General features: G+C 43.9%; 21 protein-coding genes. 10 read left to right on the top strand and 11 right to left on the bottom strand.

Features of this window, described 5'->3' with window-relative positions:
• Positions 1-72: 72 nt before the first annotated feature.
• Positions 73-1,062 (bottom strand): pyruvate dehydrogenase complex E1 component subunit beta, encoded by a 990-nt coding sequence (locus U0035_RS18805; RefSeq protein ID WP_114791756.1) that lies wholly within the window; start codon positions 1,060-1,062, stop codon positions 73-75.
• 108 nt (positions 1,063-1,170) lie between these two features.
• Between U0035_RS18805 and U0035_RS18800 the strand changes: the two genes are divergently transcribed.
• The 7 genes from U0035_RS18800 (at position 1,171) to U0035_RS18770 (ending at position 7,431) form a co-directional block, all read left to right on the top strand.
• Positions 1,171-2,163 (top strand): YpdA family putative bacillithiol disulfide reductase, encoded by a 993-nt coding sequence (locus U0035_RS18800; protein WP_114791498.1) that lies wholly within the window; start codon positions 1,171-1,173, stop codon positions 2,161-2,163.
• Positions 2,156-3,418 (top strand): DUF445 domain-containing protein, encoded by a 1,263-nt coding sequence (locus U0035_RS18795; protein ID WP_114791499.1) that lies wholly within the window; start codon positions 2,156-2,158, stop codon positions 3,416-3,418. Before U0035_RS18800 ends, U0035_RS18795 begins: the two co-directional genes overlap by 8 nt.
• A 15-nt stretch (positions 3,419-3,433) precedes the next feature.
• The gene (gene prmA / locus U0035_RS18790) at positions 3,434-4,243 is read left to right on the top strand and encodes a 50S ribosomal protein L11 methyltransferase (protein WP_114791500.1); all 810 of its coding nucleotides are present in this window, start codon (positions 3,434-3,436) and stop codon (positions 4,241-4,243) included.
• Positions 4,244-4,570: 327 nt separating this feature from the next.
• Positions 4,571-5,221: a glycerol-3-phosphate 1-O-acyltransferase PlsY gene (plsY, locus tag U0035_RS18785; protein ID WP_114791501.1), complete on the top strand. Its 651-nt coding sequence runs from the start codon at positions 4,571-4,573 to the stop codon at positions 5,219-5,221.
• 101 nt (positions 5,222-5,322) lie between these two features.
• Positions 5,323-6,138 (top strand): M48 family metallopeptidase, encoded by an 816-nt coding sequence (locus U0035_RS18780; protein ID WP_114791502.1) that lies wholly within the window; start codon positions 5,323-5,325, stop codon positions 6,136-6,138.
• A gap of 179 nt (positions 6,139-6,317) precedes the next feature.
• A complete protein-coding gene (locus tag U0035_RS18775) occupies positions 6,318-6,758 on the top strand; it encodes a hypothetical protein (RefSeq protein WP_114791503.1) in 441 nt (146 codons plus the stop codon).
• A gap of 97 nt (positions 6,759-6,855) precedes the next feature.
• Positions 6,856-7,431, top strand: coding sequence for a hypothetical protein (locus U0035_RS18770; protein ID WP_114791504.1), 576 nt, complete (start codon positions 6,856-6,858; stop codon positions 7,429-7,431).
• A 113-nt stretch (positions 7,432-7,544) separates the two neighbouring features.
• Here U0035_RS18770 and U0035_RS18765 read toward each other — a convergent pair whose 3' ends face one another.
• The 3 genes from U0035_RS18765 to U0035_RS18755 form a co-directional block, all read right to left on the bottom strand.
• Positions 7,545-8,309: an SIMPL domain-containing protein gene (locus U0035_RS18765; RefSeq protein WP_114791505.1), complete on the bottom strand. Its 765-nt coding sequence runs from the start codon at positions 8,307-8,309 to the stop codon at positions 7,545-7,547.
• Between the two features lie 83 nt (positions 8,310-8,392).
• Positions 8,393-9,124, bottom strand: a complete 732-nt coding sequence (locus tag U0035_RS18760) for a 3-keto-disaccharide hydrolase (RefSeq protein ID WP_211316464.1) — start codon at positions 9,122-9,124, stop codon at positions 8,393-8,395.
• A 67-nt stretch (positions 9,125-9,191) separates the two neighbouring features.
• Positions 9,192-10,553 carry a Gfo/Idh/MocA family protein gene (locus tag U0035_RS18755; protein WP_114791506.1) on the bottom strand — a complete coding sequence of 454 codons (1,362 nt, stop codon included), beginning with the start codon at positions 10,551-10,553 and terminating at the stop codon, positions 9,192-9,194.
• Between the two features lie 225 nt (positions 10,554-10,778).
• Here U0035_RS18755 and U0035_RS18750 point away from each other — a divergent pair, with 225 nt between their 5' ends.
• The 3 genes from U0035_RS18750 (at position 10,779) to U0035_RS18740 (ending at position 15,854) form a co-directional block, all read left to right on the top strand.
• Positions 10,779-12,029: an ROK family transcriptional regulator gene (locus U0035_RS18750; RefSeq protein WP_114791507.1), complete on the top strand. Its 1,251-nt coding sequence runs from the start codon at positions 10,779-10,781 to the stop codon at positions 12,027-12,029.
• 118 nt (positions 12,030-12,147) lie between these two features.
• Entirely contained in the window at positions 12,148-14,577 is a 2,430-nt protein-coding gene (locus U0035_RS18745) for a TonB-dependent receptor (RefSeq protein WP_114791508.1), read from the top strand.
• Positions 14,578-14,708: 131 nt separating this feature from the next.
• Positions 14,709-15,854 (top strand): PepSY-associated TM helix domain-containing protein, encoded by a 1,146-nt coding sequence (locus U0035_RS18740; RefSeq protein ID WP_114791509.1) that lies wholly within the window; start codon positions 14,709-14,711, stop codon positions 15,852-15,854.
• Positions 15,855-16,390: 536 nt separating this feature from the next.
• On the opposite strand, the gene U0035_RS18735 is transcribed toward U0035_RS18740, so the two are convergent.
• From U0035_RS18735 to U0035_RS23030, 7 genes are read right to left on the bottom strand one after another with little or no spacing between them, the layout of a single operon-like run.
• Positions 16,391-18,133: a sensor histidine kinase gene (locus tag U0035_RS18735; protein WP_114791510.1), complete on the bottom strand. Its 1,743-nt coding sequence runs from the start codon at positions 18,131-18,133 to the stop codon at positions 16,391-16,393.
• A 45-nt stretch (positions 18,134-18,178) separates the two neighbouring features.
• Entirely contained in the window at positions 18,179-19,303 is a 1,125-nt protein-coding gene (locus tag U0035_RS18730) for a sensor protein KdpD (RefSeq protein ID WP_114791511.1), read from the bottom strand.
• On the bottom strand, positions 19,303-20,379 hold the full coding sequence (locus U0035_RS18725; RefSeq protein ID WP_114791512.1) for a porin: 1,077 nt from the start codon (positions 20,377-20,379) through the stop codon (positions 19,303-19,305). Before U0035_RS18725 ends, U0035_RS18730 begins: the two co-directional genes overlap by 1 nt.
• A gap of 19 nt (positions 20,380-20,398) precedes the next feature.
• Positions 20,399-20,959 carry a K(+)-transporting ATPase subunit C gene (locus U0035_RS18720; RefSeq protein WP_114791513.1) on the bottom strand — a complete coding sequence of 187 codons (561 nt, stop codon included), beginning with the start codon at positions 20,957-20,959 and terminating at the stop codon, positions 20,399-20,401.
• Positions 20,960-20,981: 22 nt separating this feature from the next.
• Positions 20,982-23,018 (bottom strand): potassium-transporting ATPase subunit KdpB, encoded by a 2,037-nt coding sequence (gene kdpB / locus U0035_RS18715; RefSeq protein WP_114791514.1) that lies wholly within the window; start codon positions 23,016-23,018, stop codon positions 20,982-20,984.
• 9 nt (positions 23,019-23,027) lie between these two features.
• Entirely contained in the window at positions 23,028-24,728 is a 1,701-nt protein-coding gene (kdpA, locus tag U0035_RS18710) for a potassium-transporting ATPase subunit KdpA (RefSeq protein WP_114791515.1), read from the bottom strand.
• Between the two features lie 57 nt (positions 24,729-24,785).
• Positions 24,786-24,848 (bottom strand): potassium-transporting ATPase subunit F, encoded by a 63-nt coding sequence (locus U0035_RS23030; protein ID WP_407674079.1) that lies wholly within the window; start codon positions 24,846-24,848, stop codon positions 24,786-24,788.
• Between the last annotated feature and the right edge of the window lie 700 nt (positions 24,849-25,548).

Raw genomic sequence — 25,548 nt, 5'->3', positions numbered from 1 at the left:
ATCGTAAACTTAAAAGTCCACGAGCGAATAAATATAGCTCATGGACTTTTAAAAATGATAATATGATGGAAATTATTTTTTCTGGTACATCACTTCTTTTACCAGTTTCACCGTACGGGCCACATCCGGTAAAGCAGCAGCTACCAGGTTGGCCGCATAGTGTAAAGGCGCATCAGCCGCAGTAATACGGCGGATAGGCGCATCCAGGTAATCAAAAGCATCTTTCTGAACATTGTAAGCAATTTCAGAAGAAACAGAAGCAAATGGCCACTGCTCTTCTACAATTACCAGGCGGTTTGTTTTCTGGATACTTTTAACAATAGTAGGCACATCCAAAGGACGAATGGTGCGCAAATCGATCACTTCAGCGCTGATACCTTCTTTTTCCAGCTCTGCCGCAGCACCCAAAGCCACTTTCATCATTTTATTAAAAGAAACGATGGTTACATCAGTTCCCTCTCTTTTCACATCGGCTTTTCCCAGTTCGATATAATATTCTTCTTCAGGCACTTCCATTTTATCACCGTACATCTGCTCGCTCTCCATGTAAATTACGGGGTCTTCTTCGTAACGGATGGCTTGCTTCAACAAACCTTTCGCATCGTAAGGGTTGCTTGGAGAAACCACTTTGATTCCCGGAATATTTGCATACAACGACTCAAAAGCAGTACTGTGCTGCGCACCCAATTGGCCGGCAGAACCATTTCCTCCCCTGAAAACGATGGGACAAGAGATCTGTCCACCACTCATTGCCAGCATTTTAGAGGCAGTATTCAAAATCTGATCCAATGCCAGAACGGCAAAGTTCCAGGTCATAAATTCAACAATAGGCCTTAACCCTCGCTGTGCCGCACCTACACCCACTGCAGTAAAACCCAGCTCTGCGATAGGTGTATCTAAAATTCTTTTAGGACCAAATTCTGCCAGCATACCCTGGCTTACTTTATACGCGCCGTTATATTCGGCAACTTCTTCACCCATTAGAAACACCCTGTCATCCCTTCTCATCTCCTCATTCATAGCTTCTCTTAAAGCCTCTCTAAATGCAATAATTCTTGCCATATTATTTTTGTTAATACTTTTAAAGTGCGGCAAATTTAAACGTAAAATGCTAGAATAAGCAATATAAAATATAAAATATTCGATAATCGCAGCCGTTATCTTTGTTAAATGCAATCTCATTTTTCGGTGATCATCGTTGGGGGTGGGCCTATAGGACTGGCCTGCGCTTTGGAAGCCCAAAAAAACAATATTTCTTACCTGGTTCTTGAAAAGGGATGCCTGGTTAATTCGTTGTATCACTACCCGGTGAACATGACTTTTTTTTCCACTTCCGATCGTCTCGAGATTGGAAATGTGCCGTTTGTGTCAAATAATGCCAAGCCTACCCGCAACGAAAGCCTGGAGTATTACCGCAGGGTAACGCAGAACTTCAATGTAAACATTCATCTTTTTGAGAAAGTAATCCAAGTCGACATAGCACAGGTGACAGATGGCAGAAGTTACTTTCATATTCAAAGCAGCAAGGCCAATTATACCTGCGACCATGTAATTATTGCTACAGGTTTTTACGATATCCCCTACCTGTTGCAGGTACCGGGAGAAGAGCTATCTAAAGTAACCCATTATTATAGCGATCCGCATTTTTATGCCTTCCAGGACGTAGTGGTGGTAGGCGCTATGAACTCGGCTGTAGATGCCGCTCTGGAAACCTTCCGCAAAGGCGCCCGGGTAACCATGGTGGTGAAAGGAGACGCTATTGGCTCAAGAGTAAAGTACTGGGTGAAGCCGGATATTGAGAACAGGATCAAAGAAGGCGCCATTAAGGCCTATTTTAACGCATCATTGAAAGCCATTCGCGAACATGAAGTAGATATTGATACGCCTGAAGGCCCGGTAACGTTGAAAAACGACTGGGTTATTGCCGCTACTGGCTATCAACCCAACCTCGATTTCCTGGAAAAAACGGGCATTGAGCTAAGCAAGGATGAGGTACGCTGCCCAGTGCTCAATCCTGATACACACGAAACAAATATTCCCGGCATTTATCTTGCTGGTGTTATATGTGGCGGCATGAATACCCACCGCCTGTTTATTGAAAACTCAAGGGAACATGCCGTGATGATCTTTAAGGATATCAGGCAGAAAGCACAGCATGCCTGAACCACTCAACGATATTATTAAAGCACAACAGCTCAGGAAACATAAGGCCATTGCCACAGGGCTTTTTGTGCTGATGACCCTGGTATATGTATTATCTACCTGGCTATTGAAAACCAGGGATGATATATGGCTGGGCTATATCAAAGCTTTTGCAGAAGCCGCCATGGTAGGCGCCCTGGCCGATTGGTTTGCAGTGACAGCTTTATTTCACCACCCATTGGGGATTCGCATCCCGCACACCAACCTGATAGAAAACAAAAAAAAGAATATTGGCGACAACCTGGGCGGATTTGTGGTTACCAATTTCCTGAACGCCCCTACTATAAGGCCTTATATCGAAAAACTGCAGGTCAGCAATTTGCTGGTACAATGGCTGGATCAGCCCAAAAATCTTACGCTTTTAGTTACAGAAATCTCCGGCATTTTAAAAAATGTGGTAAGGAAAGCCGATGACCGGATGGTGACCCAATTCATATCCGATCAATCGCAAAAATTACTCAAAGAGATCAGGCTCAATAACGCCGTGGCATCGGGGCTGGAGATCATTATGGAGCGGGGAGATCAGGCACGTATTTTAAGCTACCTGGTAAACAAACTGCGCGGCTATATAATAGAGAATGAAACAATGGTGCGTGAAAGGGTAAAAAAAGAAAGTCATTTTCTCATACCTGGCTTTGTAGACAACCTGATTGCTACCAAGATCACCAAAGGACTGGCCAATTACCTGTCGGAAATAGACCAGGATCCTAACCACAAAGTAAGACAGGAGGTTAATCAGCAGCTGGCCGGTTTTATTGAGGATATCAGGACCAGCCCTGCCTGGCAGGCGGAACTGGAAGACATTAAAAACAGCCTGTTGAGCGGAGAGAAAATCCATCAATATGCTGCTTCAGTCTGGAAGCATCTGCAAACTGCTATCATCAGTGATCTGGAAGGACGGGAATCTGCCATCCTGCTTTACCTTCAGAAAACGATCAGGGAAATGATAGCCAACCTGAAGCATGACCCGGCTTTTCAGCAAAAAATGAACAAATGGGTACAAAAGACCGCTTATAAATATATCCTGAAAAACACATGCAAAGTGGGTGATCTCATTAGCAATACCGTAGGCAACTGGCAGGGCAAAGAGCTCAGTAATAAACTGGAGCTGGAAGTAGGCAAAGATCTTCAATTCATCCGCATTAACGGAACACTGGTAGGCGGGTTGGTAGGCCTGTTGATCTACACAATTACCCGGTTGATCGAAAACAGTTAATAATCAAAACATAAAATGCATATCGTAATTAATTTCAGGAATGTACCGTCAGACATCACGGACATCATCATCGCAGAACTCCAAAACACTGCCGAGGGATTTGAAGAAACAGATAACGGGCTGAAAGTGATTTTTCTGAAGGAAAGTTATAGCACAGACGAGATCACAGAGCTCGCGTCAACCTATCAGCTACAATACGACATCGAAGAAATAGCCCCTCAAAACTGGAATGCATTATGGGAGTCTAATTTCAGTCCGGTAATTGTGGACGATTTTGTAGGCATACGGGCCTCTTTTCACGAGCCGCTGCAGCAGGTACAGCACGAGATTGTGATCACCCCAAAAATGAGTTTTGGCACCGGCCATCATGCTACTACCCACCTCATGATGCAGCAAATGCGGAAGATCTCCTTCCCCGAAAAATCGGTTTTTGACTTTGGAACCGGAACCGGCGTTCTGGCCATCCTGGCATATCAGCTGGGTGCCAAAAGCATATATGCAAATGACATCGACGAGTGGAGTATTCTGAATGCCCGGGAAAATTTTGAACGAAATAATACTGCCGGCATCCGCCTGGTGCAATCAGATTCAGCAATTATGGGTGAAAGTTTTGATATTATACTGGCCAATATCAACAGGAATGTATTGTTGGAGAACATGAAAGATCTCTCCATACAACTCAATGCAAACGGACAGCTATTGCTGAGTGGCATATTGGAGGAGGACCTGGCGGTCATTAAGGAAGCAGCCGAAAGTAACCAGCTGTCCCTGGTTGACAAAAATGGAAGCAACAACTGGCTTTGCCTGCATTTTGTAAAGCAGTAAATGCTCCGGCATCGTTAGCGATATGCTAAAACATCCGGAATTTACAGGAATAAGTCAGACAGCAACCGGCAGGAATAAAATGTAAAAAAATGATAGTCAATATTTAAAAGCTCACTATCGCAAACCCGGGAACGGTAACGGGCGCTATAGCGGCCTGTTATCAAACGCTGATTCTGGCCAAAGTGGTGTATATTTGCAACACAGTTTTACAGAGAATGCAGGAAAAAAACGTTCCTTACTGTGAATTATTGGATATCATAAGAACAGGGATTTAATTAATATATACACTATATTTGAGATTCATTGCTCCATATAACGGTTAAATAAATGCAGGAAATCTTACTAGTTTTATGTGCTTACTGCCTGGGCAGCATTCCGACATCGGTTTGGGTGAGTAAGGGTTTTTTCGGTATTGACATCCGGGATTACGGGAGTGGAAATGCGGGAGCAACCAACACATTTCGCATATTGGGTCCACGCTGGGGCTCATTTGTTATGATCTGCGATGTGCTAAAAGGCTTTTTTTCGGTAAAGCTGGCGGCTTTACTACCCGAATTTAGTTCTGAAATAGCTTTATTGAACATGCAGCTGATTCTGGGCATTGCAGCAGTAATTGGTCATATTTTCCCGGTATGGGCTGATTTTAAAGGGGGAAAAGGCGTTGCTACTTTATTCGGACTGGTGATTGGCATTTCTCCATGGACTGCGCTGGCTTGTTCAGGTGTATTCCTGCTTGTTTTATATCTTACCAGATTTGTTTCGCTGAGCTCTATATTGGCTAGTGTTGCTTTCCCGGTGTTTATATTGGTCATCTTTAATGTAGATAATCATATTTATCGGGGGTTTGCTGTAACAGTAGCCCTGCTCGTCATTCTTACGCATCAAAAGAATATCGGACGCATAATAAAAGGCGGCGAAAGCAAAGTGCCTATTTTTAAAAAGAGGGATCGCAGACGTCGAAAGGACCAGGACTCTTAGTACTTCTATTCCACCAATACCCCATTATACGCTTCTGCCAAACTGATTTGGTATAATGATTGCGTATAATACTATGAAGATTAATTTTAAATCCAAAACCAATGATAAAGAAAGTATTAAGTCTTTTTGCCGTGGCTGCTATAGCGGTGTCCTGCTCAACGAATGCAGTTACCGGCAGAAGCCAGTTTAAATTATTACCTGAGTCGCAGTTACAGCAAATGGCTGTAGGCGAATACCAGTCATTTTTGTCGGGGGCCAAAGTAGTGCCATCCAACTCCAATAACAGAGATGCAGAAATGGTGAACCGGGTGGGCCAGCGTATTGTAGCGGCGGTTACCCAGTTTTTTAAACAAAACAATATGAGCCAGGATCTGCAGGGCTACCAGTGGGAGACCAAGCTCGTGCAAAGCAATGAGGCTAATGCCTGGTGTATGCCCGGTGGAAAAATTGTAGTGTACACTGGTTTATTGCCAATTACCCAAAATGAAGCCGCCCTGGCTAATGTGATGGGGCACGAGGTATCCCACGCTTTATTTGGACATACTAATGAGCGTATGAGTCAAACCATTGCCGCACAATACGGCGGAAGCATCCTGGATGCATTCATGGCCAACAAAAGCTCAGCGGCAATGCGTAATATCTTCGGAGCTGCTGTAGGTGTAGGCTCACAGGTAGGTATTATGGCTTTTGGAAGAAAGCAGGAATTAGAGGCTGACCGTTATGGAATGATATGGGCAGCTATGGCGGGTTACAATCCGCAGGAAGCTATTGGTCTTTGGCAACGAATGCAGGCAAAGGCGGGAAGCGGAGGCACTCCTGAGTTTTTAAGCACCCACCCCGGACCAGAAAGAAGGATCGAACAGCTTCAGAAATATATGCCGGAGGCCCTGAAGTACTACAAGCCCATCGGCAAATAACAAGTTATTATTTTTAAATATACAAAACTCGTTGATAGTAAAATATTAGCGAGTTTTTTGTTAAATATACAAGATAGTCAAACTTTTTGGGTTACCTTTGCAAAACCTTTTCGAGGCTTTGTAAATATTTAATCGGGTTGTAAAAGACCTGGTATTTTTTAATAAATCCCACAAGTTGTATGATTCAAACAGTTTTTGAAAAACTACAGTACGCAGACGAAAAGAATCTTTTAATTCAGGGCTTACCATCTTCTATCGAAAAACAGTTCAGCAAGCTTTCATTCGCAAAAAACATGACACCATTATTAAGATCAAGGAAACTTGACTTCGCTTTGGTATTTGCCGTAAATGAAAATCAACTGAATGGTATTTTAACGGATGTGATGCCTTCATTAAAAGAGAACACAAAGTTTTGGATTGCGTACCCTAAAACTACTTCTAAGATCGTTACCGATCTTAATCGTGACCGAAGCTGGAATAAATTAACCAAGGATGGGTATGCCAGCATGGACAGCGTTGAGTTAGATCACGTGTGGACGGCGACAAGATTTGAGCGTAGTGTTGAAGAAAGGAGTGCAGCAGCACCCACAGAAAGAAAAAGAGTTGCTCAGCTTGCGTAGTGTTTAAGAGACATTTTTAAGTATAGACCCGGTTTTAACGAACCGGGTTTTTATTTGCGGCACAGTTATTGCAAACCGTGAGGTTAAAACCGTAATTATGAAAAAAATATTCTTCTTGGCAACAGCTTTTTGCCTGACCGGCATTGTTTCAAAAGCACAAACACAGAAAGGTTATTATTTAATTGGTGGTAATATTGCCAGCATGGGAGGTAATACGAACGAAAAAAGTTTCAACCTCCAAATAGAACCAAAAGCGGCATGGTTTATACAGGATGACCTAGCCATTGGCGGACAGGTAAGCCTGGGGCTTGATGCAGGGCGCGGGCGCGGACCGGCATTCAATTATTTCGTAGGCCCGATGGCCCGTTATTATTTCGGAGACCAACAGGTGAATACGCCTAAACAAACCCGTCTTTTTGCGGAGGCTAATGCTGGTATTGGTGGTACCAATGGAGGCGGCAGATCCACTAATGGCTTTGAGGCAGGTATCGGACCAGGTTTAGCTTTTTTTGTAAATGAAAACATTGCATTGGAATTATTAGCTAAAGGCAATATCACAACCGGTGCAGGCAACAATGGCGTAGCGTTTAAACCTAATTTAGGTCTTGGCTTCCAGATCTATTTACCTACATCAAAAATTAAATCCCTGAGAGACGACATGACCCGTAAATAACCAACGATTTTTATCCTATGTCAATACTAAAAGCCGGCCCGATTGGAGCCGGCTTTGCATTTTATAAGAAGTAAGATCATTAATTAGTTTCACAGGTATAGTTAATAAGCCACCTATTTAACCGTACATTCGAGATTAACAGTGATACTGGCCGTTTTATTTTTAGAGGAAGTGTTAAATGCTCCACCGTAGCTGTAGTCCTCATTACTATTCTGACCGGTAATCTGAAAAATACCCATATTGGCCTTACTCACACTGACAATTTTACCACCTGTTTTTTCAGCAATGATATCAGCTCGTTTTCTTGCATCCTCTGCTGCCTTATCCAGGAGATCCAGTTTCAGGTCAGCCAGCTTGGTATAAAAATATAATGGTTCAGGCGAGTTCAGTTCAATACCGGTTTCAATCAGCCCGGTAATTTCGCGGGCCAGGCCTTCTACTTTAGGTATATCCTTCGACTCTACTTTTACATTTTGGGTGAGATTATAACCCGTAAACTCAGAGCCGGTCATACGCCCCTCCTCATTATATTTAGTATCAAACTGCTTATCAATTTTAACCGAAGAGAAGATCATCTCATTAGGCTTCACCCCCTTGCTTACCAGGTAGCTTTTTACATTCTGCTCATCAGTTTTTATCAAAGCATAGGCCTCCTTTAGGTCAAAGGCCTTACGGCTATAACTGCCATTCCAGGCAATCAGGTCACTGATAAAATCTTTACCGGCACTGCCCGTAACTCTTATGGTTTCCTGTTTTTTGAATTTATACTTATAGGCTCCCGCGAGCACATAAGCACCTATTACCATTGCAATGGCAATCAATCCTAAACCTAAAAGATAAACACCAGTGTTCCTGTTTTTAATCTGCGGCTGCTCCATAACTATTCGGGAATGTTTAAAAGTTTCCTGAAATTAAGGTAAAAACAGCAATGAAACAGGCCTTCATGATCTTTTAACACTTGCTACAGCGCTCTAACCCGGATATTTTTATAATAGGCTTTATTACCATGATCCTGTAAAGCGATCAACCCTTTTTTTGCTTTTCCATAATCAGGATAGGTCTTCCATTTACCGGTACTGCGCTTTTGATGCCACTCATCTGTCCAGGCTTCAAACGCCACAATCTTTTTACCGTTCAGCCAATGTTCTACCTGTCCCTTATTAAAAATGATCCTGCTATGATTCCACTCTCCTACCGGCTTTAGTTTTTTATTGGCGTTGGCCGTATGCATCGCATAGTCAGCACCTGCCTGCTGCCAGTCTTCCAGCTTCCCGGGGAAATTTACATCATCAATGATCTGGTATTCAGGACCCGTTTCATAAGGACCTTTAAACTTAGGATCTTCTACCACATGGTACATCACCCCGCTGTTGCTACCCTTATCTACTTTCCAGTCCCATTCCAGCTCAAAATTTTCATACTGCTGATCCGTTACAATATCACCTCCGGTATCATGAGCCGATGCGCCCAGGCAAACCAGGGCGTCGTCAACAACGATCCAGTTGCCTACTTTTGCATTTCCCTTATTATACCCATGCCAGCCTTTCAGGGTTTTACCATCAAACAAAGTTTGCCATTTGCCTTTTGCAGGCGGAACTACATTTGTATACTCTATCTTTTTTACGGGAGCGGGCTCATTATTAACCATAATACCTGAAGTGATAGCGATCGTACTCAATAATAATAACTTCATCTGTTTATTTTTTGTTGCCTGCCCGATATATGCGGCAAGCGGGTTTAGTATCTCTTTTATACGATAATTACACCTTCTTCATATGAACCGGATCCCATTGAAGCGGCTTTCTTTCTCTCAGGCTATCGTTACACAATAAAGCGGGAGCAGCTGCGCGATACCCAAAAACTGCATCTTCAGCAATACCCTTATTACTGCCTTTACGAATAGCGGTAAAAAAATTCACCATATGATCGTAGGGACCACCTTTATACCCTTCTTCTGCCTTATAGGTTGTAACCAAAGGAGGCAGGATCTTTTTGCGGGGTTCTTCGCCCGAACCTTTTTGCTTCTGAAGAAAAGGATCTCCGCTATCTGAAAAATTATTCTTCTTTAATGTAACACTATCCCAGGTAACATCCATAGAGCCTTCGCTGCCTACCAGTTTCAGGTAAGTATTACCACTGGTACCATCAACGAAGTTGCATCGCAGTGATAAATTAAAAGCGGGGTGAACTGCTGTTTTGGGATAATCAAAAGCACCGAGCTGCATATCCGGGCATTCACGGCCATCATCCCAGAAACGAAGACCTCCGGTTGAATAGATACGGTCAGGTCCGAAGGAATCTGTTATAAAATGAAGGCTGGAAAATAAATGCACATACAGATCGCCGGCCATACCCGTGCCGTAATCGTTGTAATTTCTCCATCGGAAAAAGCGCAACTTATCAAAAGGCCTTTTAGTGGTATTGCTAATATAAGCGTCCCATTCTACCGTCTGCTCCGAAGCATCGGCAGGAACAGGATATTGCCAGACAGAAAGAGGGTCTCTCCGGGCCCAAAAGCCTTCTGCATAATTTAATTCGCCAATCGCACCAGCCTTCAATAGTTCTTTAGCTTTTTCATTTCCCAGAGAGGATACACCCTGGCTTCCTACCTGGAATACTTTGCCCGTTTTCTTTTGTGCTGCAATAACAGCAGGGCCTTCCTCTACACTATGTACCATAGGCTTCTCACAATACACATGCTTACCCGCATTCATAGCATCTATCGATATTTGCTGGTGCCAGTGATCGGGCGTGGCGATAATAACAGCGTCTATATCGTTCCGGTTTAATATCTCTTTATAACTTTTAGTAGTAAATATTTCATTACCCCATTTCTTTTTAGCTGTCTCCAGCCTGCCGGTGTACAAATCGCAGGCAGCTACCATTTTCACCCCTGGTACCTGTAACGCAGTATTCAGATCGCCGCTTCCCATACTACCGGCGCCGATTAATGCGACATTGACCTTATCGTTAGCGCCAAAGGTACTATTGCGTGTAAGACCTATAATCTTCCTCGTCTCCGTTTCAGAAGCGCTCAGGTAACCACCTGTGGCAACAGCACCGGATGTCAACATCAGCTTCTTTAAAAAACTGCGGCGTGCTTCGTTCGAATGATTGCTCATAATTAATTATCATTATAGTTAGTAGATAGCCGGAATTACTGATCGCAGAACAGCATTTAAAATGCCCCCAGGACCTTTATTACAAAAAACATATGTATCGCAAACGGCAACAATATTACCAAATAAATCAAACTACAAAATCATCTTCATATATTTTTTTTATTAAATAATTTTGTTTTATAAATAATTATATAAAGTTTTGTTAGATAATAAATATTTTATCAAATGAATATTGATCTACTTGCCAAAAATCCATTAGTAAAAAAGACGCGGGTTAGCAAGCAGGAACTTATTTCTTTTAAGTTATTGCGGCTTTTGCATATCAGCGGACCGATGCCGGTTACTGCGTTAACCAAAGCCCTGGACATCAGCACCCCTGTTTTAGCTGCTATGCTCTCCCGCCTGGTGAAAGAAAAATGGATTGAAAAAAAGGGTAAGGGAGCTTCTATCGGGGGCAGAAAGCCAGATCTTTATGCCTGCCGGGATCAGTCATTTTTTACGATCTGTATAGACGTAGAGCTGTTTACAACAAGACTGGCCATTGTAGATAATAACTTTAACATTGTAACCAGCATTAAAAATATTACGCTCCAGCTGGGCAATAGCCGCAAAGACTTTTGCAATCATATCCATAGTGCAGTGAAGGCGCTACTTGGTTCTGTAAAAATACCCAGGGAGCGGATCATAGCCTGCAGTATCGGTATGCCGGGACTTATTTCGCAGGGGCTGGGTGAGAATTATACCTACCTGCTTGACCAAACCGAACAGCCGCTGCAAAAGGATCTGGAGACAACACTTCAATTACCGGTAGTATTACAAAATGATGTGAAAGGCGCAGCGCTGGCAGAACTCCGGTATGGCCTGGCGAGGGGAAAGCAAAACGTACTGGTACTGCTGATGGACTGGGGCGTTGGATTGGGCATCATTATGGACGGCGAAATAAGACAAGGCAGCTGGGGCTTTTCGGGGGAGATCGGTCATATTCCTTTTATAGAAAACGGCGACTTATGTTATTGTGGTAAAAGAGGTTGCCTGGAAACCGTAGCGTCGGGACTGGCATTGTCTAAAATAGCCAGAAAGGATATATCCACCGGCACCACCTCGATCTTAGGTAAGCTATCATCCAAAGACATACAGGAGCTGGCCCCCAGTCATATCATAGATGCGGCCAACAAAGGTGATCAGTATGCCATACAGTTACTCTCCGACATTGGGGCAAATATCGGCAAAGGCACTTCTACCCTTATTCAATTGTTTAACCCCGAACTGATCATACTCAGCGGGAAAATAGCTGAAGCCAAACAATATATAACCCTGCCGATGCAGCAAGCTATTAATACCTATTGTATGACCCAGGTAAGAGAAAAAACAAAGATCATTTCTGCTAATCATCCTGAGCATTTCAGAATGTTTGGCTACGCTACAAATGCCATCGAAGCCTTTCTTGATGCTTCTATTGATGGTGCAGGCAGCTAGCCTGTTATTCAAACCTTCTATCATGGAAAAGTCATAAAAAAACGTTGTTATAAGTTTTTCCGCATCTCGAAAATGTTTTTTCCGTATCACCAGTACTTTCGCGGTCGAAATTTTTTATATGACAGCGATCAAATCATTACTGGCGGCAATATTCGTATTGCTTACAAGCGCCACCCCAGCCCTGGCCCAACCGGGAACGGGGAAAATAAGCGGGAAAATAACTACCAGCGATAACGATGAAGCACAAGGCGTTACCGTAGAGTTGGCTGGCACAGGGCAGTCCACGATTACTAATGAATCAGGATATTTTAGTTTTAACAGACTGGCACCGGGTGATTACACAGTGCGTATTTCGCTGATAGGTCACGACGACACAGAAAAACAGGTAACTGTGACAGCAGGACAAACGAGCAAAATTGAACTCCAGCTAAGCATTAGCGCTACCAACCTGAACGAAGTTATTGTGGTGGGGCATAAAAATGGCATCCATGTTAATACAGCTTCCAATTCGCTGCGTGTGCAAACCCCGCTGATAGAATTGTCGCAAAATGTACAGGTAGTAACTTCCAAGGTATTAGCCGGCCAGCAAGTCATCAGCATGAGCGACGGATTGATCCGAAATGTAAGCGGAACGGCGCGTTCAGAACACTGGGGCGACCTGTATACCAATATCGTCGCCAGGGGTTCTCAGATCCAGGCTTTTAGAAACGGCATGAACGTAGTGGCTTCTTACTGGGGACCTTTAACCGAAGACATGAGCTTTGTAGACAGGATCGAATTTGTAAAAGGTCCTGCAGGGTTTATGCTGGCCAACGGGGACCCGAGCGGCTTATATAACGTGGTTACCAAAAAACCTACGGGAGAGACCAGGGGTGAAGTGAATTTCACTTTAGGGAGCTTTGACTTGTACAGGGGTAGTCTTGACCTGGATGGAGCTTTAAGCAAGAACAAGAAACTGTTGTACCGCCTTAATGTTGCGGCGCAGAACAGGGGCTCACAGCGTGATTATGAATATAACAACCGCTTCGTGATAGCCCCGGTTATTTCTTACCAGCTTGACGAAAGGTCAAAACTGACGCTGGAATACAATGGCCAGTTTGCGCGCATGACAGAAGTAGGTTCCTATTATGTTTTTTCCAGGAAAGGATATGGTACTTTTCCGACGCATTTCACATATACCAATCCAGGATTGCCACCCACAAAAATCAACGATCATAGTGGCTACCTGACATTTGAACATAATTTTTCGGACAACTGGAAACTCACCGCGCAGGGCTCTTATTTTGGATATGATCAGAAAGGGATGAGCTCATGGCCCTCATATGTTGCTCCTTCCGGTGACAGCCTTATCCGGAATATCGGCTTATGGGACGCCAAGAGCACAATGGCCATGGGCCAGGTATTTTTAAACGGTACATTTAACACGGGTACTATCCGGCATCGTGTTTTGGCGGGTATTGACGCCGCTAATAAAAACTACTATGCCGATTGGGGGCAAAGTCACGATTTAGACACCATAGGCTCCCTTTTTGATCCATACAACCCCACTTACGGCCCACCGGTAAATGGCTATCCTGTTTTTGACCGTACCCAACCCATTGAAGAACGGGCCGTAGCAGCAGGAGGTATTCAAAAGCAGCGTTATTCGAGCATTTATGTTCAAGATGAAATAGCTTTTTTCCAGGAGAAGCTTCGCCTAACATTGGCAGGTCGCTACACCGATGTAAGCCAGGTATATGGCGTGGATGTTGAATACTCCAAAGCAAAACGCTTTACACCCCGGGTTGGCTTAAGCTACTCCATCAATAAATCATTTTCAGCCTATGCTTTGTACGACCAGGCATTTACGCCACAGGCCGGACGGCTGTTTAATGGCGGAAAGATAAAACCCATCACAGGTAACAACTGGGAACTGGGTTTAAAAAAGAACTGGTTTGAGGACAGATGGTCCACCACCCTGTCTGTATATCGCATTTTAAAACAAAATGAGTTAACCGGCGACCCGGTAAACAGCTCACCCAGCCAGGGCTACAGTATGGTATTAGGTGAAAAAGTAGCAAGGGGTATTGAATTTGATGCGAGGGGTACTATTGTGCCCGGATTTACGGCTATTGCCAACTATGCATTTACGGACGCAGAGGTTACCAAGGTTGCGGAGGGAGCTGTGGGTTACACTGTGGGACAGCTGCTTCCCGGCTATGCGAAGCATACAACAAATGCCTGGCTATCTTATGAAATTCAAAAAGGAGGTCTGCAAGGCTTAGGTCTTAGCGGAGGTTTCACTTCTTTAATTGACCGTTATACAGGCTGGTCTACCGAAGGTCAGCAACTACCAGACTATTTTAAAGTGGATGGAGGAATTTTTTACTCTAAAAACAAATACAGGATAACGCTGAATGTTTTCAATATACTGGACAAATACCTGTTCTCCGGCTCTTATTCGGCCAGTCCAACAGTACCGGGAGACTGGAGCACGTCTGCTGAAGCCTACTATTACCAGGCAGAACCTCCAAGAAATGCGAGACTATCGGTTACTTATTCTTTTTAATCATCCGGTGAATACATTTAAATTTGAACAGCAGTGTGAGAGCTGATCGGAATGGACCGGTATAATTTATAATAATTAGTGTAACTGAGGCTGCCTGCGATGGACAGCCTCAGTTACGTTTAAGAAACTATATGACGCTTAAGAAAACTATCGGAAAGCTGCACTTGTGGCTGGGTCTCGCTTCAGGTATCATTGTAGTATGGCTAGGCATTACCGGCTGCATCCTGGCTTTTGAAAGAGAGATCAGCCATGCCACCCAGGCCTATAGGTTTATCAATAAAACAGGCAACTCCTATCTCCCTCCTACCGTATTAAAAGACTCTGTAGATAAATACCTGAACGGTAAAGAAACCGTGTCTATCGAGTACCTGGGCGCCCGCGATGCTGCCCTGGCCTACTATTATGATGAAGAAATATACTACCAGATATTTGTAAACCCTTACACCGGTGAGGTGCAGAAGGTAAAAGACATGAGCCGTGATTTCTTCAGGGTAATCACCATGGGGCATTACGAACTTTGGTTGGGGCAAACCGGAAGGATGATCATATCTATCGCTACGCTTATCTTCCTGATCATGATGATCACCGGCATTATACTCTGGTGGCCTAAAAACAAGGCGGCAGCCAGCCAGCGCTTCCGCTTTAAATGGAAACCTACCACTAAATGGCGCCGGAAAAATTACGATGTTCATAATGTGCTGGGCTTCTATATGACCTGGGTTGCTATTTTCCTGGCTATAACCGGCCTTGTGATGGGATTCGAATGGTTCTCTAAATCAGTTTATTTTGTCACCTCCGGCGGCAAAACCATGCCTGAGCATGTACATCCGCTTTCTGATAGCACCCTCGCCGGATCGGTGAACAAACAGCAAATGGTTAATACCGTCTGGATGAATTTAATGAAACAGAAAAAAAGCGACAATAAAGTAGGCATTGTATTTCCACATGATAATGCCGACGCCCTGGAAGGTTATGTCAATCACAACCTGGATAGCTATTTCAATGCAGATTTTTATCACTATGACCAATATACCGGCAAAGAACTACCTACCCACGGGGTATATGCAGGTAAGTTTGAAACAGCCCCGCTATCTGACAAAATAGCCCGTATGAATTATGATATACATGTAGGTGCCGTACTGGGTTTACCAGGGAAATTCCTGGCTTTCTTTGCCAGTTTAATTGCCACCAGCATGCCGATCACCGGGTTTCTGATATGGAGGGGAAGAAAGAAAAACCAAAAAAAGCGAAGACCTGTAATACAACAGGTTTCTTAAAAAAGAAGCGACCTGTTTATTCTCAAGTAGGCACTGATACGCTACCAGTAGCTATTTCCTGTTTACATCCCCTGTAAGGGATACTTCTTATTCCACTAAAAAAAGATCCCTGATATAATACTGCAAAAGGCACTCCGGCCCGCCCCCGTAACCAACCACCGATTATAGTGAGCAGGCCTGGAGATACCTTTTGCAGGCTATAACATAATTACAACCCGGGAAAAGCAATCAACTGACATTATTGATTAACAACAACTCCCAGTAAAAATTCTATTGTAGAAAGATTCCACCCGGTATAAGATATACCCGCTTTGCACGCTTATTACAAAGCATATTAGCTTATTCATTCAATTTCAGTTTAGATACCAGCTGCCGGTGGTTAACAGCTATTAGTCTATAATTTAGGTAGACAAATATATGATGTTTTTTGTATTCAGATTAAGATCTGTGCATATTTTTTTAAACTGCGGGAATTAAGGCAGCCAGGGGTTGCTGCGACTGCTATTAGAGGGACAAAGCCAACGGCAAAGAAGTGATCAGACCTGTTGTGGTTCGGCTATATTGAGTGTAAATGCAAAACAACTTCCTGTACCCAACTCGCTGCTCACTGAAAGAGCGCCTCCCTGCGCCTCAATAAACTGCCTGCATATAGTTAGTCCCAGGCCCGTGCCCTCCGTATTTTCACCTGGCATGCGGAAGTAGCGTTCAAATATTTTTCCTAGAAATTCAGGAGCAATACCCGGTCCGTGATCTTTTACCGAAAAAATCATTTGCTGATCTCTCTGTTCAATGCATAATTGAATGCTATCACTGGTGTGCGTATAACGAATAGCATTAGACAATAAGTTAGTTAATACCCATGCAGTTTTTTCACCATCAGCCATAATAGGCGGCAAGCCATTTACAGATAGCAGTTCTATCTTAACCTGTTTTTGATCGGCTGCCGCCTTAGTTGCCTGTACTGCATATTGAACAATTTCTTCTACCATTGTAGCTCCCATCGTCATCTGAATCATTCCAGTTTCAGCCTGTGTTATATTAAGCAGTTCGCTGGTTATTTTAAGTAGCCGCCCCGCATCTTCCCCGATGCCATCCACCAACGACTGCTGTTCGTCATTTAACGCTCCAACCTGCTTATTACCCAATAACTGAAGTCCCATTTTGATAGAAGAGATGGGTGTTTTCAGCTCGTGCGATACCGTTGCGATAAAGTTGGTTTTGGCAATATCAAGCTCTTTAAAGGACGTAATATTTTTTAAAATAATTACCTGGCCTATAAACTGGGGTTCTGTTTCGCCCGTTGGCGTAATATTAATATCAACAATTTCTTTTTCAAAATAACTTTCCCTTTGATCGGCATATATTTTAATCGGTGCATTATTAGCGCCAGGCCTTCCGGGCTGCAGGATAGCCTGGGCAATCAACCTCACCAGGTCATTCTGAACCGCAACATCCTGGATATTTTTCCCGACCAGGTTCTCCCGCCTCAGACCTGTTAGCGTAAGCGCTTCATCATTGGCAAATAGAACCTTTCTTTTTTCATTAATTCCAATAACCGCATCATGCATATTATTGATGAGCGTTTCAATTCTCTTCTTTCCTTTCAGTATTTTGTCCAGCTTACTATCTGAGTATTCCTGTAACTTTTCTGCCATTATATTAAATGACTGCGCCAGTTCTCCGAACTCGTTGGTTTTATCAAAATGCAGGCGCTGGTCATAATGCTGGTCGGCGATTTGCCGGATGCTGGCAGTTAAAGCTTTAATAGGATTGGCGATATTAGCCGGAAGGTTGATCAATAAAACAAAGGCGATAATAAAACAGAGCGTGCCCACCACCGAAATAACCACAATGGCATTTTCAGAAGTGCCAGTAGCCAGCTTACTTTTATGCCCGATGGCTTCCATGTTCAACCGCATCAGCTCCGAAATATCTTTCCGTATCAAAGACTTCAGATCTTCTTCACCCCGATTCTTTTGCAACTGCACAAAATGATCAGCAATGCGCTGTGTCGTTTCTCTTTCACCCGGCTCGGTTACATTTTTTTGCTGATCCCGCAGGTTGCGGCCAAAAGCTACCAGCGCCGTGGTATCCATGCTTACATCCTCAAGCGCCAGCAGCATATTACGCCCATACTCCAATGTATTGTAATTGGCCTTCAATATATTGGCTGTATCAGCTTTCAACTGGTACACATACCTGCCACTGATCAATGCCAACAACAGTATCATCAGGAATAACAGCCCCACACCGATGGTCAACTTGGCCTTAATTCTCATCCGTATTTATTTTTATATTCACCTTGCAAGATGAACGCTCAAGAATTATGATAAAATTACAAGATCGATATTGTTGCAGGACAACTTATTTAACAAAGCCTGGAAAGTACCTGTAGAAATAATAATACTGAACAAAGAGAAATGGGGCTTGCCAATGCAAACCGTTGTAATCTGCCGTTCCTCGCATTGCCCCATAATTGCCCTTGCTATATTGTTTGCCTCCACCCTGATGATTTCGGCCCCCAGCTCAGTAGCCAGTTTAAAATTATTGATCAGATGCCGCTGTTTATCTAACGCAATCCTGTCAGCGCTCTCGCGAGGTGTTTGTACATACAACAGGAACCATTTACTGTGATAATAATTAGCCAGCCGGGCTGTTTTACGAATGACCAGCCGGGCTGTTTTCTCATTGGTGCCTATACAAGCCATAAACCGTTCATGACGCAAGGCATTCACTTTGGTTACTTCGCTCTCCACCTTATGCTCCACGTGTGATGCCACTTCCTTCAAGGCCAGCTCTCTTAACTGCAATATATGATCGTTCCTGAAAAAGTTATTCAACGCCGCCTCGATCTTTGCAGCTTCATATATCTTTCCTTCTTTAAGCCGGGTGATCAGCTCGTCGGCAGTGAGGTCTATATTCACTACCTCATCAGCCCGGTTTAATACGCTGTCTGGTATACGTTCTTTTACCTCTATATTAGTGATCTCCTTTATTTCATCGTTAAGGCTTTCTATATGCTGAATATTCACCGCACTGATCACGTTAATGCCCGCATCCAGTATATCCGTTACATCCTGCCAGCGCTTGCTGTTTTTACTTCCTTCTATATTAGTGTGCGCCAGCTCATCGATAATCACTACCTCCGGACGAAGGTTGATCACTGCCTGCATATCCAGCTCTTCCAATTCCTTCCCTTTGTAGAAGAGTTTCCTTCTCGGAATCAGGGGAAGTCCCTGCAACAAAGCATGAGTCTCCTGCCTGTTATGGGTTTCAATATACCCGATCTGAACATCTACCCCGTTTCTCAGCAATGCATGCGCTTCCTGCAGCATCCGGTAAGTTTTACCTACACCGGCACTCATGCCAATATATACCTTAAACTTCCCCTTCCTCGACTTCCTGATGAGATCGAGAAAACGCTGAGCGGTATGATTCGTATCGGCCATTAAAAGGCAACAGCTATTGAAGTGGTGAGAAAATAATTGGTTGCCGATGGTTCTGTTCCTTTTTTAAAGATCTTATCCTTTGATGAAAAACCCCGTGCTTCTACCCGCCATATCGCATTAGGTAATGCCCAAAAATCATAGTTGAGCGAATAGCCCCAGGTTCTAAAACCATCAGGTGTATCAGCTGCAATGATTACGCCGCTTTTATCCTGGTAATATTCCCCCCTGGCTGTAATACTATGTTTCGCTGCCGGGCTCAGTTGAATAATCATAACCGGTGTATACCAGGCATTATAATCGTTACTTCCTTTTGCTTTTTGTTCTGCCCCTATATCCAGACCAGCAGTAATACCTAACTGATCTGTTAGCTGGAATATACCATAGAGATTATGGAAGTACCGCATCTGCTTTATACTATCCGGCTTATCGTTACCGATAAAAGAACTGCTGTTAAAAGTAACCCTGCTATTGGGTTTGTAAGTTACCTGATGTCCAAACGCCGGGGTATTATTGCCGTCCACCCTCTGGATCCGCTGCCAGCCGTTCAATACCAGTCCGCTTACCAACCAGTTTCCATTATCAGAAGCATAGGATAGTTTCGCACCGGTTTCAAAGTAAGGCGAGTTTTCCGCAAAAAGACTCCTGGTTAAGGTCCAGTTATCCTTACCTATGGCGCTTTCAAAACCCAGGTGCGACGGCAGCACACCTACATCAATCCATATATTTTTGCGCCTGGCTAATCTAATACCCGCATTGGCCTCATAAATATGCTTCAGCACACCAGGCTCGGTGGCATAGTTAGCATTCATGTAGGTTCCGGTTGCCAAAGCGAAGTTTGCCCTCGCATTACTTTTTTGATAGGCAGCCTTGATTAAACCCAGGTTCAGGTTTACTTCATTATGCCGGTTATGCGAGTATACAAACGAGGGACTGTTGTGATGGGAAGGACGCCCCAGGTCGTATGTATAATAACCTTCCAGGTATCCGCTAACTGTCAATGAGGACCGGGTGCTATCATCCTGAGCAAATCCATCCATACCAGCCAGCAGCATGCCGGCCATTAAAATATTTTTCATCTGATGTATCCTTCCTGTTTTATTTTAATTGATCTAATGCAATATTTAATTGCAATACATTTATCTTCCCTACTCCTAACAAACCCAGCAATGGCTTCTCCGTGTATTGGGTCACCAGCTGCTGCAACCTGCGTTCATCCATTCGGCGAGCGGCCGCTACCCGCTTCACCTGTATTTGGGCCGCCTGAACGGAAATATGCGGATCAAGACCGCTTCCGCTGGCTGTAACCAGGTCCGAGGGTATATCTGCTTTCCGGATACCCCGATTGTGCACCAGGAAAGTATCGATACGTTCCTGAACCGTTTTTAAATAGTCAGGATTGGAGGGACCCTTATTGCTTCCAGCTGCACCTGCGGCGTTGTAATCAACAGCAGAAGGTCTTGACCAGAAGTACCGGTCATCTGTAAATTTTTGTCCAACGTTGGCATAATATCTTTTACCATTCTCATTAATTGTTTCTCCGCCACCTTTACCGGGCGTAAGCTGCGCAAGTCCTAAAACCAGCAATGTATAAATACCGCAGAAAAAAACAAGACACACCAACGTAAGCCTGATAGCAGGCATTATATTTTCTTTCATTGTATAATTATTTAGAGAATTATCAGATAAAGATGGAAACGATCATATCGATCAGTTTAATACCTATAAACGGAACAACGATGCCGCCCAGGCCGTATACCAGCAGGTTTCTTCTCAACAGGGCACTCGCTCCGATAGGCTTATAAGCAACACCCCTTAACGCTAATGGTATCAACAGGGGAATAATAATGGCGTTAAAGATCACCGCTGAAAGTATCGCGGTTTCAGGAGAATGCAGGTTCATGATATTCAGCCCCTGCAATGCCGGGATAGAAGCAATAAACAAGGCGGGGACAATAGCAAAATACTTGGCCACATCATTGGCAATGCTAAAGGTGGTCAATGTACCTCTTGTCATTAAAAGCTGCTTTCCTATTTCAACTACCTCGATCAGTTTAGTGGGATCATTATCCAGGTCCACCATATTACCGGCTTCCTTCGCCGCCTGGGTACCGCTGTTCATCGCTACACCTACGTCTGCCTGTGCCAATGCCGGCGCATCATTGGTGCCGTCACCCATCATGGCTACCAACCGGCCCTCTGACTGCTCCTTCCGGATATAATTCATTTTATCTTCCGGCTTCGCTTCTGCTATGAAATCATCAACGCCTGCCTTTTCAGCAATATACTTTGCCGTTAAAGGGTTATCACCGGTTACCATTACGGTTTTAATACCCATTTTGCGTAAACGTTCAAAACGTTCCTGTATACCGGGCTTAATGATATCCTGCAATTCTACTACCCCCACTACACGGTTATTCTCAGCAACCACCAACGGAGTTCCACCGTTACCGGATATCATCTGTACATTTTTTATTGCATCGCCGGGAAATGAATAGCCAGCTTTCTCTACCAGTTTACGGATCGCATCTGCAGCGCCTTTACGGATCTGGTTTCCTTCATAATTAATTCCTGAGCTCCTCGTTTCTGCAGTGAACTGTATATACCGTGCATCAGGCACCTGGTATGCTTTCACATCAACACCCGCCAGTTCAATAATCGACTTACCCTCAGGCGTTTCATCAGCCACAGAACTCAATACAACTGCTTTTATAAACTGCTCCTTTGTTACACCATCAACCGGGTGAAAATGTGTAGCCTTCCGGTTACCGATGGTGATGGTTCCTGTTTTATCCAGCAGCAATACATCGATATCACCTGCTGTTTCTACTGCTTTACCACTTTTGGTGATCACGTTAGCTCTTAAGGCCCTGTCCATACCGGCAATACCAATTGCAGACAATAAACCACCAATGGTAGTAGGAATCAAACATACAAAGAGGGAAATAAAAGCCGCTATCGTGATAGGTGTTTGTGCGTAATCGCCAAATGGTTTTAAAGTAACAGTTACGATGACAAACACCAGGGTAAAGCCAGCCAGCAGGATAGTTAAAGCAATCTCATTAGGTGTCTTCTGCCTGCTGGCACCCTCCACCAGGGCTATCATTTTGTCCAGGAAGCTTTCTCCTGCCTCTGTAGTTACTTTTACTTTGATCTTATCCGCTAATACTTTGGTGCCACCTGTAACACTGCTTTTGTCGCCACCTGCTTCCCTGATCACGGGCGCGCTTTCACCTGTAATGGCGCTTTCATCAATAGTAGCCAATCCTTCAATGATCTCTCCATCTGAGGGAATAATATCTCCTGCTTCGCAAAGAAAGACATCGCCCTTTTTGAGTTGGGAAGACGAAACTATTTTCACTTCATTCACATACATCTCTCCCACCGGCTGTATTAACCGTGCAGGTGTTTCTTCCCGGGTCTTACGCAAACTATCAGCCTGTGCCTTACCTCTTGCTTCTGCTATAGCTTCTGCGAAGTTGGCAAACAGAAGTGTAACAAAGAGTACCGCCGTAACCACTATATTATAGGTCAGGCTGCCCTGGCTTTGCTCTCCCGTTGCGATCCATATACAAACCCCGGTCATTACCAGAGTACCTACCCATACGGTAAACATCACAGGATTGCGAAACATTTTTGCCGGGCTTAATTTGATAAAGGATTTTTTCAGGGCTTCTTTCACCAGGCTGGCCTGAAACAATTTATTATTGGATTTCATTTTATTATCTTAATAGAGTGAGAAGTATTCTGCAATAGGTCCTAAAGCCAATGCAGGAAAAAAGGATAAGGCCGCAACGATTGCGATTACAGCAAATATCATCAGCCCAAAAGTGGACGTATCGGTTTTTAGTGTTCCCGCACTTTCAGGTATATACTTTTTAGCTGCCAGGCTTGCGGCAATCGCTATCGGTCCAATAATAGGCAGGTAGCGTGCCATCATCATCACCGTACCACAGGCAATATTCCAGAAAGGGGTATTATCGCCCAGCCCCTCGAAGCCGCTACCATTATTGGCGCTCGACGAGGTGAACTCGTAAAGCATTTCACTAAAGCCATGATAACCCGGGTTATTTAACCAACTGGCATAAGCTTCAGGATTACCCGCGTATAAATGACTGGCAATAGCAGTGCCTGCCAGTATTAACAGTGGGTGAAGCAAAGCTATGATCATGGCTATTTTCATCTCCCTTGCTTCAATTTTTTTACCCATAAATTCGGGTGTTCTCCCCACCATTAATCCGCTTATAAACACGGCGAGTATGATAAAGATGTAAAAGTTCAGCAGCCCTACACCTACCCCTCCGTAAAAACAATTCACCATCATTCCCAGCAGCTGGTTCATGCCGCTTAAGGGCATAAAGCTGTCGTGCATGGAATTGACGCTACCGGTAGATATCACCGTGGTGGCAATGCTCCAGTACGCCGAAGCCACAGGTCCGGACCGGACTTCCTTACCTTCCATATTACCCATGGGTTGCGTAATACCCATACGCCCGATAGCAGGGTTACCATTCACCTCCTGCACAATGGCAGGTATAACCAGTAGCAGGAAGCCAATGGTCATTACACCAAAGATCATCCAGGCAAACCTTCTTCTTTTTAATATATAACCCAGCGTAAAGATCAGGGCAACGGGAATGACCATCTGGGCCACCATTTCTATCATGTTAGTAACATAATCAGGATTCTCCAGCGGGTGTGCAGAATTGGGTCCGAAAAAACCACCTCCGTTGGTGCCCAAATGTTTAATGGGTACAAAAGCAGCTACCGGTCCTCGGCTTACCTGTACGGTGTCTCCCTGGAGACTGGTGATGGTGTCCTTACCTTCAAAAGTCATTGGCGTACCGTTCAACAGTAACAAAAAGGCTGTAATCAATGCCATCGGAAAGAGGATACGCGTACAGGTACGCACAAACAGGAAATAAGCATTGCCAAGCTGTGTAGTAGTGCGCTCTTTCATTGCTGTAAACAGCACTGCTGCTATCGAGATACCGCTGGCAGCGCTGATAAACTGGAACAGCATCAATACCAGTTGTCCCAGGTGCGACATCCCGGTTTCACCTGAATAGTGTTGCAGGTTCGTGTTACAAATAAAGCTGGTAACGGTATTAAAAGCCAGGTCTGCACTCATAGAAGGATTGCCATCCGGGTTCAATGGCAGCCAGCTCATGTTCATTAAAACGAACATGCCCAGTATAAACCATACCAGGTTGATGGTTAGTAAAGATAGCAGGTGCTGCTTCCAGGTCATTGGCCTGGACGGGTCAACGCCTGCCAGTTTATAAAATACCCGGTCGATGGGATTGAACAGCCGGTCGGGCCATGTGGACTCATTACTGAAAACTTTACCGATGTACCTTCCCAACGGGATCGCGATCACGATCACCAGGGTATGCATCAGGATGACTCCGGAAATTTCTGTATTCATTTTTATTTTTTGATAATTTTTGATTGACTGGAACGAACAGGAAATTCCTGTTTGCTTTTAAAATTTCTCGGGTTTGATCAGCACATAACAGATGTATATAAACACTGCAATGGCGATCATAAATAAGGTGATCATATCTTTTCAAAGTATTTAATGAAAGCAAAGAACAACGCAAACAGGGCGAAGCCTGCCAGGATTAAAACAGCTGTCATAGAGTCAGATTTAGAAGTTCGGATATTAAGATGTGGTTTAAAAATACCCTGGGAAGTTCTCTGATTGATTGTTGATGACTACGATCCATTTTTGAATATTTAGTATGCCATCCTAAAGTCAATTCGTATTCCAATCTTCTAAAAAACATGCTAAAACATTGATCAACAAATCAATAATACTTATACTCCTATTTTACATTACTAAAAAGACCCTTTCATTTTGAAAGGGTCTTTATCATTTCGATAAGATTCGGGATAAAGATCATTCAGTGTAAACCTTCCCCATCACCCGGAGATATTTCAGCCACGGGCAGGTTGTGCGCGTCTACTGTAGTTTTAAAATGCTAGCCGAATATGCCGATGGTTTTAAAAGGATTTTATTTTCATAGCATCGCATATGCCGGGAGTTGCACCGGGCACAATCTTCGCTACTTCGTCGGCCGCTTCATATTGATTCATAATTGTATTGATTGGTTGGATACCAACCGGCCAATTATATGCCGCACAGGAGTATTTAGCGCTATGATTGACACTCACCAATTTCGTCACAGGCTTAGCAAAAACTAATAATAAAAGCGTGGCGTTTTGAAAATAGTGGCGTTATCATT

Origin of the sequence: Niabella yanshanensis, from assembly GCF_034424215.1 — a bacterium.
Taxonomy (GTDB): Bacteria; Bacteroidota; Bacteroidia; order Chitinophagales; family Chitinophagaceae; genus Niabella; species Niabella yanshanensis.
This window is presented reverse-complemented; position numbering and strand designations above follow the sequence as displayed.